Annotated in this window: 11 protein-coding genes and 2 tRNA genes; 7 read left to right on the forward strand and 6 right to left on the reverse strand. The window is 71.2% G+C overall.

What is annotated here, in order from left to right; all coding sequences use genetic code 11:
* The first annotated feature begins 390 nt into the window (after window positions 1-390).
* A complete protein-coding gene (locus tag LN251_RS13110) occupies window positions 391-2310 on the forward strand; it encodes an N-acetylmuramoyl-L-alanine amidase (protein WP_458244598.1) in 1920 nt (639 codons plus the stop codon).
* A 67-nt stretch (window positions 2311-2377) separates the two neighbouring features.
* On the opposite strand, the gene LN251_RS13115 is transcribed toward LN251_RS13110, so the two are convergent.
* The 4 genes from LN251_RS13115 to LN251_RS13130 form a co-directional block, all read right to left on the reverse strand.
* Window positions 2378-2450 (reverse strand) — tRNA-Lys (locus LN251_RS13115).
* A gap of 100 nt (window positions 2451-2550) precedes the next feature.
* Entirely contained in the window at window positions 2551-4113 is a 1563-nt protein-coding gene (locus LN251_RS13120; RefSeq protein ID WP_458244599.1) for an amino acid permease, read from the reverse strand.
* 149 nt (window positions 4114-4262) lie between these two features.
* Entirely contained in the window at window positions 4263-6395 is a 2133-nt protein-coding gene (locus LN251_RS13125; RefSeq protein WP_458244600.1) for a DEAD/DEAH box helicase, read from the reverse strand.
* 213 nt (window positions 6396-6608) lie between these two features.
* A complete protein-coding gene (locus LN251_RS13130) occupies window positions 6609-7172 on the reverse strand; it encodes a hypothetical protein (protein WP_458244601.1) in 564 nt (187 codons plus the stop codon).
* Window positions 7173-7310: 138 nt separating this feature from the next.
* Between LN251_RS13130 and LN251_RS13135 the strand changes: the two genes are divergently transcribed.
* The 4 genes from LN251_RS13135 to LN251_RS13150 all read left to right on the forward strand — a co-directional run bounded on the left by LN251_RS13135 (window position 7311) and on the right by LN251_RS13150 (window position 9952).
* Complete coding sequence (locus tag LN251_RS13135) at window positions 7311-7721, forward strand: VOC family protein (RefSeq protein WP_458244602.1); 411 nt, start codon at window positions 7311-7313, stop codon at window positions 7719-7721.
* Between the two features lie 45 nt (window positions 7722-7766).
* Window positions 7767-8117, forward strand: coding sequence for a metallopeptidase family protein (locus tag LN251_RS13140; RefSeq protein ID WP_058924463.1), 351 nt, complete (start codon window positions 7767-7769; stop codon window positions 8115-8117).
* 89 nt (window positions 8118-8206) lie between these two features.
* Window positions 8207-9796, forward strand: a complete 1590-nt coding sequence (locus tag LN251_RS13145; protein WP_458244603.1) for a metallophosphoesterase family protein — start codon at window positions 8207-8209, stop codon at window positions 9794-9796.
* A gap of 80 nt (window positions 9797-9876) precedes the next feature.
* Window positions 9877-9952, forward strand: a tRNA-Glu gene (locus LN251_RS13150).
* 89 nt (window positions 9953-10041) lie between these two features.
* Here LN251_RS13150 and LN251_RS13155 read toward each other — a convergent pair.
* On the reverse strand, window positions 10042-10920 hold the full coding sequence (locus LN251_RS13155; RefSeq protein ID WP_458244604.1) for a DUF4097 family beta strand repeat-containing protein: 879 nt from the start codon (window positions 10918-10920) through the stop codon (window positions 10042-10044).
* 282 nt (window positions 10921-11202) lie between these two features.
* Here LN251_RS13155 and LN251_RS13160 point away from each other — a divergent pair, with 282 nt between their 5' ends.
* Window positions 11203-11979, forward strand: coding sequence for an SDR family NAD(P)-dependent oxidoreductase (locus tag LN251_RS13160; protein WP_458244605.1), 777 nt, complete (start codon window positions 11203-11205; stop codon window positions 11977-11979).
* Window positions 11980-11989: 10 nt separating this feature from the next.
* On the opposite strand, the gene LN251_RS13165 is transcribed toward LN251_RS13160, so the two are convergent.
* Window positions 11990-12652, reverse strand: coding sequence for a ScbR family autoregulator-binding transcription factor (locus LN251_RS13165; protein ID WP_458244606.1), 663 nt, complete (start codon window positions 12650-12652; stop codon window positions 11990-11992).
* Window positions 12653-13093: 441 nt separating this feature from the next.
* Between LN251_RS13165 and LN251_RS13170 the strand changes: the two genes are divergently transcribed.
* Complete coding sequence (locus LN251_RS13170; RefSeq protein WP_458244607.1) at window positions 13094-14083, forward strand: ScbA/BarX family gamma-butyrolactone biosynthesis protein; 990 nt, start codon at window positions 13094-13096, stop codon at window positions 14081-14083.
* Window positions 14084-14216 lie beyond the last annotated feature (133 nt).

Consider the following 14216-nt stretch of genomic DNA (forward strand, 5'->3'; position numbering starts at 1 on the left):
CAGCCGGAGGAGCCGGACCGGGGTCCGGGGCGGGCCGCGGCGCTTCGCGGACGGCCCGTACGGACGCGCTCGCGCAGTGTCCCGGTGAACGGCCGGCAGGCAGGCCCTCCGAATCCTCCGCCCGGTCCAGCGGGCCGGGCGAGCGTGCCGAGTGCGTCACCGCGCGGGCCGCCTGCCGCACCGCTTCCGGTCATCTCCCCGAAGGCGCCGTTCATCGATCTTCCGCGCCCAAATCTCCTTGCCCGTAACTGAGTTGACATACTCTCCTCCGGAGAAGGGCCGTCCGCCGCCGGCCCGTGGGCTCACCGGCCGGTCCGGCCGGCGTATGACGCCCCGTCACGCGCGCGTTCTCCGCAGCCAACCGACTCGACTCAGGTCCGGGATCCCTTGATGACCACACACAGTGACAGACGCGGGCACGCGTCTCCCCTCCGCCGTACGGCCCTCCTGGCCGCGGTCGCCGCACTGGCCGCCGCGGGCGCGACGACCGTCCCGGTGACGGCCGCGGCCGCCGACGCCTCCGGTCGCCCGGCCTCCTCGCTGGAGCGGGCCTTCACCGCAGCCGCCGACGCGTACCACGTGCCGCGCCAGGTGCTGCTGGCCGTGTCGTACCAGGAGTCCGCCTGGGACACCCACCCCGGGCAGCACAGCACCGACGGCGGCTACGGCCCGATGCACCTGACGGACGTGACGCCCGCCATGCTCGCCGCGGGCCCCGCGGGAGCCGCCGGGCGCGGCGATCTGGCCCTGCTGGCCGCCGACCCCGCCCTGCACACCCTGCAGGCCGCCGCGAAGCTGACCGGCCTGTCCGCCGGGAAGCTGCGCACCGACCCGGCCGCCAACATCCGCGGCGGCGCGGCGCTGCTCGCCTCGTACCAGAAGAAGGTGACCGGCGGCACGTCCGCGGACCCCGGCAACTGGTACGGCGCGGTGGCCCGTTACAGCCAGTCCACCCAGCGCCAGGGCGCCGCGGCCTTCGCCGACCGCGTCTTCGCCTCCCTGCGCAAGGGCGCCGCCCGCACCACCTCCGACGGCCGGCGCATGAGCCTGGCGGGCGACAGCGGCATCCGCCCCGCCACCGGCCAGCTGGCCGACCTGCACCTGAAGTCCGCGGCGGCCACGGCCGTCGAGTGCCCGCCCACCCTGGACTGCACCTTCGTCCCGGCAGCGGCGTCCAACGGCCAGGTCTCGAACCGCCCCGCGAACGGCATCAAGATCGACACCATCGTCATCCACGACACCGAGAGCTCCTACGACGCCGCCATCAAGACCGCCCAGGCGGCAGGCGGCGCCGCCGCGCACTACGTGATGCGCTCCGCCGACGGCGCGGTGACGCAGATGGTGCCCACGAAGGACCTCGCCTTCCACGCGGGCAACTACACCACCAACATGCACTCCATCGGCATCGAGCACGAGGGCTACGCCGCGCACGGCGCGACCTGGTACACCGAGGCCCAGTACGAGGCCACGGCCGAACTGGTCGCCTACCTCGCGGCCCGGTACGACATCCCGCTGGACCGCGAGCACATCATCGGCCACGACAACGTCGCCGGGCCGAAGTCGTCCCTCGTCTCCAGCATGCACTGGGACCCGGGCCCGTCCTGGGACTGGAACCACTTCATGCACCTGCTCGGCGTCCGCACCGGCCCGCACGGCGTCGGCCCGGTCGGCTCGGTGGTCACCATCGCGCCCCGGTTCGAGGACAACCTGCAGACCGTCCAGATCTGCCCCGCCGACGACCCGACCGGCGCCACCACCGCCTGCACCGAGACGCAGCAGCCGTCGAACTTCGTCTACCTGCGCACCGAGCCGAACGACACCGCCCCGCTCTTCGGCGACCAGGCCGTCCACCCGGGCGCGGCCGGCACCGACCGGATCAACGACTGGGGCGGCACGGCGGTGGCCGGCCAGCAGTTCGTGGTCGCCGACCGCGACGGCGACTGGACCGCGATCTGGTACAGCGGCGCCAAGGTGTGGTTCTACAACCCGCACGGCTGCAACACCGCGCCGGCGTACGGCGTTCAGGTGATCAGCGCGGCCGGCACGTCCCCGGTGGCGGTGTACGGCTCCGCCTACCCGGACGCCGCCGAGTACCCCTCGGGCCTGTCCCCCTCGACCCAGGCCCCGCTGAGCATGTACTCCGTCCCGGCCGGCCAGGCCTACGTGGCGACCGAGCCGCCGGCCCCCACCCAGGACTTCTTCCCGTCCGGCGGCACGGTCGTCACCGGCGCCAAGTCGATGTACACCATCCAGTACAACCACCGGGTCGCCCTGGTCTACGCCGGCGACGTCACGGCCGCCGCGGAGTGACCCCCGCCTGACCCGCCGAACACACGAAAGCCCCAGGTCGCGAACTTCCCGACCTGGGGCTTCTGTGTAGGCCCTGTGGGACTCGAACCCACAACCAATGGATTAAAAGTCCACTGCTCTGCCAATTGAGCTAAGGGCCCCTGGCGATGTTGCCTCCCCGAGCATAGCCGGACACGGCCGTGTCTCCGATCGGGTATCGGGGACACGGCCGTGCCGTGCCGCGCGGGGACGCCGGGAGTGTTACGGATCGACCTTTTGCGCACCGCTCGCACCGCCCGCGCTGCCCGCGCGCGCCGCCTCGCGGGCCCGGGTGCGGGTGTGGGACGGGTTGAGGAACCAGTGTCGGGCCGACGCGCCCCACCACGCGGCGGCGAAGCCGAGGACGACGAGGACGGCGACGGGGGCGTAGTTGAAGGTCTCCGAGGTGACCGGGGAGACCTGGGGCAGCATGAACAGGACCGTGATGACGCCGACCCACACCACCGACACCCAGCCGATCAGCGTCGACCAGCGGCCCAGGTGCCACGGCCCGCGCTCGAAGGCGTCGCCCTTGCGCACCCGCAGCAGCGTGGGGATGACGTAGGCGATGTAGAGGCCGATGACCGCGATCGACGTCACCGCCGCGTACGCCGTCACATTGATCAGGTACGGCAGGCCCAGCACCAGCGCCCCGGCTGCCGCCAGCCACACGGCCGCGACGGGCGTCCGGGTGCGCGGGCTGACAGTGTGCCAGACGCGGGAGAAGGGCAGCGCGCCGTCGCGGGAAAAGGCGTAGATCATGCGGCTGTTGGCGGTCACGGACGCCATCCCGCAGAACAGCTGCGCGCCGATCACGACCAGGAGCAGCAGCTTCCCGGCCGTCGCCCCCAGCGCGTCCAGCAGGATCTGGGCCGGCGGCGCGCCCGTGGCGGACCCGAGTTCCTTGTCGTAGGACTGGATGGCGAAGGTGAAGCCGAGGAGGAGGACGAAGCCCGCGATCCACGACGTCCAGATCGACCGCACGATGCCCTTCGGGCCCGCGGTCGACGCGTCGTGCGTCTCCTCCGTCATGTGGGCGGAGGCGTCGTAGCCGGTGAAGGTGTACTGCGCCATCAGCAGGCCCAGCAGGACGACGTACACCCCGCTGCCCCAGCCCGTGTTGTTCACGAACTTCCCGAACACGAAGGACGCCGACTGGTGGTGGTCGGGTACGAAGGCCAGCGCGCCGACGATCACCCCGACGCCCAGCACGTGCCACCAGACGCTGATGTCGTTCAGCAGGGCGACGATCTTCACGCCGAAGGTGTTCAGCAGGCCGTGCAGCAGCAGGATCGCGGCGAACAGCAGGACCGTCCGCCCCTTGGTCACCTCGAAGCCGAACTGCAGGTTCAGGTACGCGCCGAGGAAGGAGGCCGCACCGAAGTCGATGCCGGCGGTCACCGCCACCTGGCCCAGCACGTTGAACCAGCCCGTGAACCACGCCCAGGCGGCCGCCGTGCGGGGCGGGGCGAGCCGGTGCGCCCAGAAGTACAGGCCGGCCGACGTCGGGTAGGCCGAGCAGATCTCGGCCATGGACAGCCCTACGAACAGCGTCATCAGGCCCACGGCCACCCAGCCCCAGGTGATCACCGCCGGACCGCCGGTGTTCATACCGAAGGCGTAGAGGGTCAGGCAGCCCGAGAGGACCGAGATGATCGTGAAGGAGACCGCGTAGTTGCTGAACGCCGACATGCGGCGGGCAAGGACCTGCGTGTAGCCGAGCTGGGCAAGCCGCTCTTCGTCGGAGAGTCCCGACTGCCCGCTCGCTATGGCGTCATCTGTCATGCCCCCAGCGATTCCCTCGCAGGACCCGTGACATGCGTCACAAGAAAGGTGCTTTGGCCAAAAGTTTCTCGTGGCCGGTAACCGCCGTGTGAACGCGAAAGGGCCCGTACGACCGAAGTCGTACGGGCCCTCGTTCAGCTCACTCGGTGTCAGCCGTTGCGCTTCCAGCGCGGCTTGTCGTCGCGGCGGCCGAAGGAACCGGTGCCGGTGCCGCGGTGGTCGTCACGACGGCCGTTGGGGCGGTCGTGGCCGCCGGAGCGGAAGCCCGGACGGTCGTCACGGCGGTCGCGGTTGAACGGACGGTCGCTGCCGCGGTGACCGCCGCGGTCGTCCCGGCGCTCGAAGGAACGGCCGGCGGCCGGACGGTCGTCACGGCGGAACCCGCCACGGTCGCCACGGTCGTTGTCACGACGCTCGAAGCCACGGCCACCACGGTCGTCACGGCGCTCGAAGGAACGGCCCGCCGGACGATCGTCACGGCGGAAACCGCCACGGTCGCCACGGTCGTTGTCACGACGCTCGAACCCACGGTCGTTGTCCCGGCGCTCGAAGCCGCGGCCACCACGGTCGTCACGGCGCTCGAAGGAACGGCCCGCCGAACGATCGTCACGGCGGAAACCGCCGCGGTCGTTGTCCCGACGCTCGAACCCACGGCCACCACGGTCGTCACGGCGCTCGAAGGAACGGCCACCACGGTCGTCCCGACGGTCGTCACGGCGGAACCCGCCACGGTCGCCGCGGTCGTTGTCCCGGCGCTCGCGACGCTCGTACGACGGCGCCGACTCCGTGCGCTCGACGTCCTGCGCGGCCGGCTGCTCCGGCACGGACGCCTGGGCCACGGTCTCGGCGGCCTCCGTGACCGCCGCCTGCGCCTCGGCCACCGCGACCTCGGGGTCCTCGCCGCGCTCGCGGGCGACCCGGGCGACGAGCCGGTCGGCCTCCTCGCGCAGCTCGGTCGCGCGGCGCTGCGCCCGCTCCAGCTCCTTGGTGAGCTGGGCGACCTCGCGCTCGGCCAGCTGCGCCGCGTTGGCCGCGGACTCGGACTGGACCTCGGTCATCGAACGGGCGCCGGTGATCTCTGCGACCTCGGGCTCGAAGGCCGTACCGGAGTTGATGATGTGACGCCCGGCGTCGACGCCCGCGTCCTCCATCAGCCGGAAGATCTGGCGGCGCTGGTGCGGCAGGGAGAGGGACACGACCGTGCCGGTGCGGCCCGCGCGAGCGGTACGGCCGGCGCGGTGCAGGTAGTCCTTGTGGTCACCGGCGGGGTCGACGTTCAGGACGAGGTCGATGCCGTCGACGTGGATGCCGCGGGCGGCGACGTCGGTCGCGACGAGCGCGTTGACGTAACCGTCCTTGAAGTCGGCCAGCGTGCGGGTGCGCGCGCCCTGCGTCATGCCGCCGTGCAGCGCGTCGGCCTTCACACCGGCGTCGCGCAGCTGCTCGGCGATGCGGTCCGCGCCCAGCTGGGTGCGGACGAAGATGATGGTGCGGCCCTTGCGGGAGGCGATGGCCGCGGTGACCGGCGCCTTGTCCTTGGGCTTCACGATCAGGATGTGGTGCGACATGGTCGTGACGTTGCCCTGGGCGCTGTCGACCTCGTGCGTGACCGGGTTGCTCAGGTAACGCTTGACCAGGGTGGAGATCTCGTTCTCCATCGTGGCCGAGAACAGCATCCGCTGGCCGCCGGCCGGGATCTGGTCGAGGAGCTCGGTGACCTCGGGCAGGAAGCCCAGGTCGGACATCTGGTCGGCCTCGTCGAGGACGGCGACCTCGACGTTCTCCAGGGAGCAGGCGCCCCGGTTGATGATGTCGCGCAGGCGGCCCGGGGTGGCGACGAGGATGTCGACGCCGCGCTCCAGGGCGTAGATCTGGTTGCCCATCGACGTACCGCCGCAGACGACCTTCATCTTGAGGCCGAGGACGTCGCCGTAGGGCTGGAGGGCGTCCGCGACCTGCATCGCGAGCTCACGGGTCGGGGTGAGGATGACGGCGCGCGGCTTGTGCTTCTCGGTGCGGCCGCCGGCGAGGCGCGTCATGGTCGGCAGACCGAAGGAGAGGGTCTTGCCGGAGCCGGTGCGGCCACGGCCGAGGATGTCCTTGCCGGCCAGGGCGTCCGGGATGGTCGCGGCCTGGATCGGGAAGGGGGTGGTCACGCCGTTCTGGGCGAGCTTGCGCACGACGCCCTCGGGGAGGCCGAGGTCCGCGAAGGTGACCTCGACGGCGTCCTCGGTGCCCTCGTTCTCGGGCACGACGACGTGATCAGTACTGGAAATGGACATGCGTATGCGAAACCTTCCGGAGTCTCGTCGGCACGCGCCCGTCAACTCCGTGATTCGCAATACGACCGCCTCTATGCGGTCAGCCACGGCAAGGGAGAGAACGCGCCACACGGCGCTCTCTGCAATGGCGCCGGGCAATGGGATCAAACGATCTACCACCATACGCACCCATCCACCCTCGGGGCAAACCGAACCCCACGGACGTAGGCGAGATCACACTCCCGCCCCGCGGGCCGCCCCGTTGCGGCGCTCCCGCACCGGTGACCCGGCCGTCGGCGCCGGCTCCCGCTGCACCAGCTGCGGCCCGGCGTCCGGGTGCGCCGACGAGGACGGCTCGGCCGACGGCGGCGGTTCCGGGGCGGAGGACGTGGGCTGCTCGGTCGGCGTGGGCGGCTGCGGATCGGTGTGCGTGGGGGTGGGCGTCGCCCGCGTCGGCGTCGGAGCGCCGGGCTGGTCCGTCTTCCCCGCCCCGCCCCGCGCGTGCGCGGAGGCGGACGCACCGGCCGACGGCGAGGCCGAAGGCGAGGCGGACTCCCCGCCGTCCTTGCCCTTGCCCTTCCTGCCCGGGTGCTTGCCGTCGGCCGCCGCTCCCAGCCCCCATCCGCCGCCGGAGTGCGCCGTGCCCCCGTCGGGCGCCTCGCCGCCGTGGCGTCCCGCCGAGTGCGAGGGCCGCGCGCCGTCGCCCCCCGCGTCCTCACCCACGCTCATGCAGCCGGCGGCGGCGGCGACGGCCATGACGGTGGCGGCCAGACGGACGGGTACGTACATGGGGCGCACGGGAAGCCACCTCTCAGGCGGGAAAGACGTCGCCGTGCCCAACTCCCGCCGTACGCGTCAGGACACGCGCCCCGCACGGCGCGGCGCTACCGTGGCCGCGCACCGACCGTCCGAAACGGCGCCCAAGGAGCACGTCACATGCAGATCGCGGCCGCACAGAAGATCACCACGTTCCTGATGTTCGAGGGCGACGCGGAGGACGCGATGAACTTCTACGTCTCGCTCTTCGACGACGCCGAGATCGTCGGCCTCACCCGGCACGGCGCCGACGGCCCCGGCAAGGAGGGAAGCGTCCAGCACGCCACCTTCTCCCTCGCGGGCACGCAGTTCATGTGCATCGACAGCCCCGCCCACCACGAGTTCACCTTCACGCCCGCGACCTCCCTGTTCGTGCAGTGCGACGACGAGGCCGAACTCGACCGCCTGCACGCGGCGCTCTCCGCGGGCGGCGGCGAACTCATGCCGCCGGGCGACTACGGCTTCAGCCGGAAGTTCACCTGGGTCAACGACCGCTTCGGCGTCTCCTGGCAACTGAACCTGCCCGCGTGAGCCGCCCTGCTCCACCACGGGCGCCCCGTCCCTGACAATGGCCGTGTGCTGGAGATGACACGCGAATCGTTCGAGGAACTCGTCAGCCAGGCCCTGGACCGGATCCCGCCCGAACTGACCCGGGTCATGGACAACGTCGCCGTGTTCGTCGAGGACGAACCTCCAGCCGACGACCCCGACCTCCTGGGCCTGTACGAGGGAACCCCGCTCACCGACCGCGGCGAGTGGTACGCGGGGGTCCTGCCCGACCGCATCTCGATCTACATGGGCCCGACCCTGCGCCACTGCGCGACACGGGAGGACGTGGTCCACGAGGTCGCCGTGACCGTGATCCACGAGATCGCGCACCACTTCGGGATCGACGACGCGCGCCTTCACGAACTGGGCTGGGGCTGAGCCGCGACTCCGCGAACTCCGAGCCGCACCCCCGCGAACTCCGCACGCGGCCCCGCATATCCACGTCCGGACTTGGGCATACGGGACCAATGGCCCGCGTCCCCGCCATAGCCGTGACCGTCCTGAACCGCGTACGAAAGTCCCCGCACATCCTGAACCGCCGCCACCGCCGCACCCGCCGCCCCGCCCCCTCCCTCGAACTGGCCCACCAGCCGCGTCCCTGGGTCCGCGCCCTCGGACTCGTCGCCGTCGTGCTGCTCGGCGCCTGGCTGGGACTGCTGATCGTCGGCAACGTGCGGGTGCCGGTCGGGCCGATGAACACGACGATGACCCTGCGGCCGTCCCTGTCCGGCGGCACGAAGATCAACGTCTCGCCGCTCGGCGCCCTGGAACTGAACACCCATCACGCGCCCGTCCGTCTGGACGTCAACGTCGACCAGCTCGACCCGACCCGCTCCCAGGCCCTGGTCGACCACCCCGAGCGGCTCTCCGGGCTGCAGGACGAGGTCGTGCACGACGTCGAGCACGGCACCCTCGACCTGGCCCTGCGCTCCTGCGTCGCGGTGGTCGCCGGCGCCACCGCCCTTGGCCTCGCCGTCTACCGCCGCCCCGGGCGGGCCCTCGCCGCCGGCGGCACCGCCCTCGCCCTGCTGATGGCCTCCGGCGCGTCCGCGTACGCGACCTGGAACAAGGACGCCGTCCTCGAACCGAAGTACTCGGGCCTGCTCTCCTCGGCCCCCTCGCTCGTCGGCAACGCCCGCAGCATCGTCACCGAGTTCGACGTCTACCAGAAGGAACTGGCCCGCCTGGTCACGAACGTGACCAAGCTGTACGACGTCACCTCCACCCTCCCCGCCTACCAGCCGGACCCGACCACCATCCGGGTCCTGCACGTCTCCGACATCCACCTCAACCCGGCGAGCTGGAAGATCATCGCGTCGCTGGTGGCGCAGTACAAGGTGAACGTCATCGTCGACACCGGCGACACCATGGACCACGGAACGGCGGCCGAGAACGGCTTCCTGGACCCGATCGCGAACCTGGGAGCGCCGTACGTCTGGGTCCGCGGCAACCACGACTCCCACGTCACCCAGCGCTACCTGGAACGCATGAAGAACGTCCACGTCCTCGACGAGGGCCGCGCCGAGACGGTCGCCGGCCTGCGTTTCGCGGGCCTCGGCGACCCGCAGTTCACTCCCGACCGCTCCACGGTGACGGGTGCCGACCAGTCCGAGGAGCTGGCGGGGGCGCAGCTGGCCGCGGCCCTGAACGACCAGAAGGCGGCCGGCACCCCGGTCGACGTCGCCATGATCCACGAGCCCTCCGCGGCCCGTGGGGTCGACGGCACGGTGCCGCTCGTCCTCTGCGGCCACCTGCACCACGAGGGCGACGAGATCCTGAAGTACGGCACCCGGCTGCGCATGGAGGGCTCCACGGGCGGCAGCGGCCTGCGCGCCCTCGAGCACAAGTACCCCGCGCCCGTCGAGGCCTCGATCCTCTACTTCGACCGCGACACCCGCCGCCTCCAGGCCTGGGACTCCATCAAACTGGGCGGTCTGGGCGAGACGACGGCCGAGGTCACCCGGCACCTGCCCAAGGAGAACCGCCCCGGAGCGACCCCCTCCCCGTCCGGCTCCGCCACGCCCGGCACCCCCACGCCCTCCCCCTCGGGCTCGTAAACCGTTTTGGCGATAGCTCTCCGCATCCCATATGCTTCTCACGTCCCCGACGCGCCGTAAGGCGCCCAGGCGGGCCGATAGCCCTCATCGTCTAGCGGCCTAGGACGCCGCCCTTTCAAGGCGGTAGCACGGGTTCGAATCCCGTTGGGGGCACCAGCAGCACTGCGTCGCAGCAGGTCAGGGCGGATACCATCCGCCCTTTTCCTTTTGCCCGCCTGCTCTTCTGCCGCAGGTGCCGCGGAGTCTCAGCAAGACGGTTCCTCGTCGGTACGGAACTCCGCCCGGCGGACCACGATGTCGCCGGCGCCGGTACGCGCGCACACCTCGACCGCCTTGCCGGCGCGGGCGGCCGGCCCGCCGCCGTCGCACAGGTCGGGGGGCCGGTGGACCGTCCCGAGCCGGGAGATGAGGTCGAGGCGGGCGGCCACTCCGCCGACGATGCCGATCTCCATCGTCCCGTGCTCGGCGTGCAGCGCCAGCGGCCCCCGCACGGCCTCGCCGACACCGATGTCACCCTGTCCGACCCGGACCTCGACCGCGGCGTGCGCCCGTCCGATGCGCACGTCCCCGCTGCCCACCGACACGTGCACGTCACCGGCGACCTCACCGAGGTGCGTGGCTCCCTGAGTCCGCGTCAGCCGCGTCCGGCCCTCGACGTAGTCGATGCGCACGGCGCCGCTCTCGACGACGGCCTCGACGTCGCCGGCCACCCGCCCCACGGTGACATTGCCGAGCAGGGAGCCGAGATGCAGCGGCCCCGTCCGGTCGAGCCGGACGTGGCCGCAGTCGACGACGATCCGGCACTCCCCCAGCCGGCCGGTGCCGTGGAAGTCCCCGGCGAGCGCGGTGCCGTGCACGGCGGAACCCGCCGGAACCTCGATGGCGACGGACACGGAGCCGCCGCCGCGAGGCAGGTCGGCCGCCCGCGGGACCGACACCAGCAGCTCCTCGCCGTCGCAGGTGACGACGGCCTCGGCCGCGGTCACCAGGTCACGGAAGTCGGCACGGTCGCCGGGAAGGACGTCGACGGTGGTGTCGGCGCGGTCGCCCGCGGCGATCCGCACGTCACCGACGCCGAGTTCGACGACGGCGCGGATCGGTGCGGGAGTGGGGAAGACCTGCATGACGATGCCCTCGTCCGAGTATGGAGCGCAGCCACACAAACATACCAGTGACCAGGTTTTTTCATGACGCTCAGTGGCGGACCCGCGCCGCGCGCACCGTCGGCCACCCCTCCGGGCGGCGGTCGACGCGTTCGAGCACCGCGAGGTGTGGATTTTTTGTAACAAAAAAACTGACCAGCCTGTCTTCTTCACCCGTGAGCCTGGTTACCTTGCCCGGGTCAGCCAGGGCATGAAGACGGGGGATCGTTGATGACGCCTGCGCAGGCTTCGGTGAGACCTGCTGTGAACGCATCCGGACGGGCGACCTCGCTCGAGGGAAAAGTCGTCCTCATCACGGGCGCCAGCAGCGGGATCGGCCAGGCGGCGGCCCGCCTGTTCGCCCGGCGGGGAGCCCGCGTGGTGCTGGTCGCCCGCAGGAAGAACAAGCTCGCGGACCTCGCGGACGAGATCCGCGCCACCGGCGGAGAGGTCTCCTACGCGGTGGGGGACGTGCAGAATTCGGCGGAGATCGCCGACGCCGTCGCGCACGCGACGACCACGTACGGCCGCCTGGACGCCGCCTTCAACAACGCCGGCACGGTGGTGGCGCCGCGCCCCCTGCACCTGGTGGAGGACGAGGCGTACGACGAGGTCATGAACACCAATGTGCGCGGCGTGTGGAACTGCATGCGGCACGAGATCGGCGCGTTGATCTCCTGCGGCGGCGGCTCCATCGTCAACACCAGCAGTACGGCCGGCTTGGTCGCCACATCGGCCGGAGCCGCCTACATCGCCTCCAAGCACGCCGTCATCGGCCTGACGAAGGCGGCGGCGGTCGAGTACGTCAAGGACGGCATCCGGGTCAACGTCATCGCCCCCGGCCTGACACGGTCGGAGATGACCGACGGCTGGTTCGCCCGTTATCCCGGTGCCAGGGAACGCAGCCTCACCTCGGCACCCCAGGGCCGCGCCGCCGACCCCGAGGAGGTGGCCGAGGCGGCCGCCTGGCTGTGCAGCGACGCCGCGTCGTTCGTCACCGGCGCGACCCTGCCCGTGGACGGCGGGGCCACCGCCTGGTGAAGCGGCCGGGTCAGCCGGCCCGCAGCGCGGGGAGATCCTCGCTCTCGCCCTGCATCTGCGCGTACACGCGGGCCCCCCGGTCGGGAGCCGTGTCCAGGTTCGCCAGGACCGCCGGCGCCGCGATCGAGGGGAGCATGTGCCGGAAGAGCACGGAGACCCGGTACTCGATGTCCGTCAGGTTCTTCTCCAGGTGGGAGTAGGTCTGGGCACCGTGGAACGCCGTCAGCACGAACTCCGCCGTCTCCCGCGGCACCACGTGCGCGAGGACCTCGTTGCGCTGCTGCGCCTCGACCAGGTAGCGCGTCAGCAGCTCGATCCAGGCCGGCCAGGCGCTGCCGTACTGGGCGCGTCCCTCCCGGTCCTCCGAGAGCTTGGCCCCGGCGCGCAGCACGGGGTCGCGCGTCAGCCGGTGGGCCACCACCATGGCGGTGTCCACCATCTCCTGGAGCTTGAAGTTCTGGGCGGGCACGTCCAGCGACGTCTGCACCCCCAGAACTCCCTTGGCCAGGGCCTTCTTCGAGTCGAAGTGGAAGTACAAGGCGCCCTTGGTGACCCCGGCGACCTTGAGGATGTCGGCGACCGTCGTGGCCGCGTACCCCCGCTCGGCGAACACCTCCGCCGCCGCCTGCAGAATCGCAGCGCGGGTTCGGATCGCTCGCTCCTGCTGTGCCACGGGACCTCCCCTCAGATCGAGGACCTGCCTGAGACGGCCCACAAAAAAACCATCCAGCACGTACCTTATACGGGCCCAGAAGAAGCCGTAAGGGACCGAACGGCCCCCTACGAGGGCCGCGCACCGAATCCTCACAGGTCGCGCACGTGTCACCGCGGCACCGACGAATGCGGACCCCCCGGTTCCATCATCCGGCGGGGCTCGGCGGTGGCCGCAGCCGGCCCCCGGCCGAGGCGGCCGGTCGTCGCCGCCATCGAGGGGCGTCAAAGGTCAGACATAAACCAGGCAGGCGGTTTCTTGAGCGGATCATTTCGCCCATGGAGGCGCTTCGCGCCCAACTAGCTCAACATTCAAGGCAATTGAAGCTGCTTCGGCCTTGAAAATAAAACCGGTGAGTACGTATCTTTGGCACATCCATTCGCCTCCTTGGGGGAGAGGTTCATGAGCGTGCTGACGGTCCACGAGCCAGAGCGCCACACCGACCGACCGGAGGGAACCCTTTCCGCACCGCGCCTCGACGTCCTTCCGCGACTGACGACGACGGTGCCCCGCGAGTACGTCCACCGGGCCTCCGTGGCCGAGGTCTTTCTCACCGGCTGCACCCGGATCGACGAGACACACTTCGCGCTCACCGGGCAGTGGCCCCGGGCGCACATGTACTTCAACAGCCCGAACGGTCTGCGGCACGACCCTCTTCAGGTGGCCGAGACGATTCGTCAGGCGGGGCTGTGCCTGGCCCACGCCGAGCTCGGAGTCCTCGTCGGCCAGCACTTCGTGATGTGGGACCTCAACTGGACGGTCATGCCGGAGCAACTCCTCATCGGGGCCACGCCCAGCGACTTCACCGTGGAGATCGCGATCGCCGCCGAAGGGCGCAGGAACGCCGTGACGGTCAGGAGGCGTGTGGAGGTGACGATCCGGCGCGAAGGGCGTACCGCGGGGACCGGCAACGCCAGCTTCACCTGTCTCTCGCCGGAGACCTACCGCCGGCTGCGCGGCGACGCGCTGTCCGTACCGCCGCGAACGGAACCCGAGGAGCACCCGGTCCGGATGGACCCGGCCGAGGTCGGCCGCATCCGCCCCGGCGAAGTGGTGCTCGCCCCCACCGACCGGCCCCAGCGCTGGTTGCTCGCCCCCGACACCCGGCACCCGGTCATGTTCGACCACGCCGGCGACCACATCCCCGGCATGGTCCTGCTGGAGGCGGCACGCCAGGCCTCCTGCGCCCTGCTCGGCCCGGCCGCCACCCTGACACCGGTGGAGATGTCCACGGAGTTCCACCGCTACGTCGAGTTCGCGTCCCCCTGCTGGATCGAGGCGACCCCCCTGCCCGAGCAGCGGGACGGATGGGCCGGCTTCCGGGTGACCGGCAGCCAGGACGGCAAGACCGTGTTCACCACCTCCGTCTGCGGCCCGGTCACCCGGTACTGACCGCCGCCACGCCGGCGCGGGCCGGCGTGGTGCGCGGCACCCCTCCGTCCGGCCTGCGCTTCTGATCGTTTTCAGAGCACCGCTCATCCTCTGATACGCTGCTCCAGCGACGTCACCCCAGCTGACGAGGGCC

This window comes from Streptomyces sp. MAI_2237, assembly GCF_054189285.1.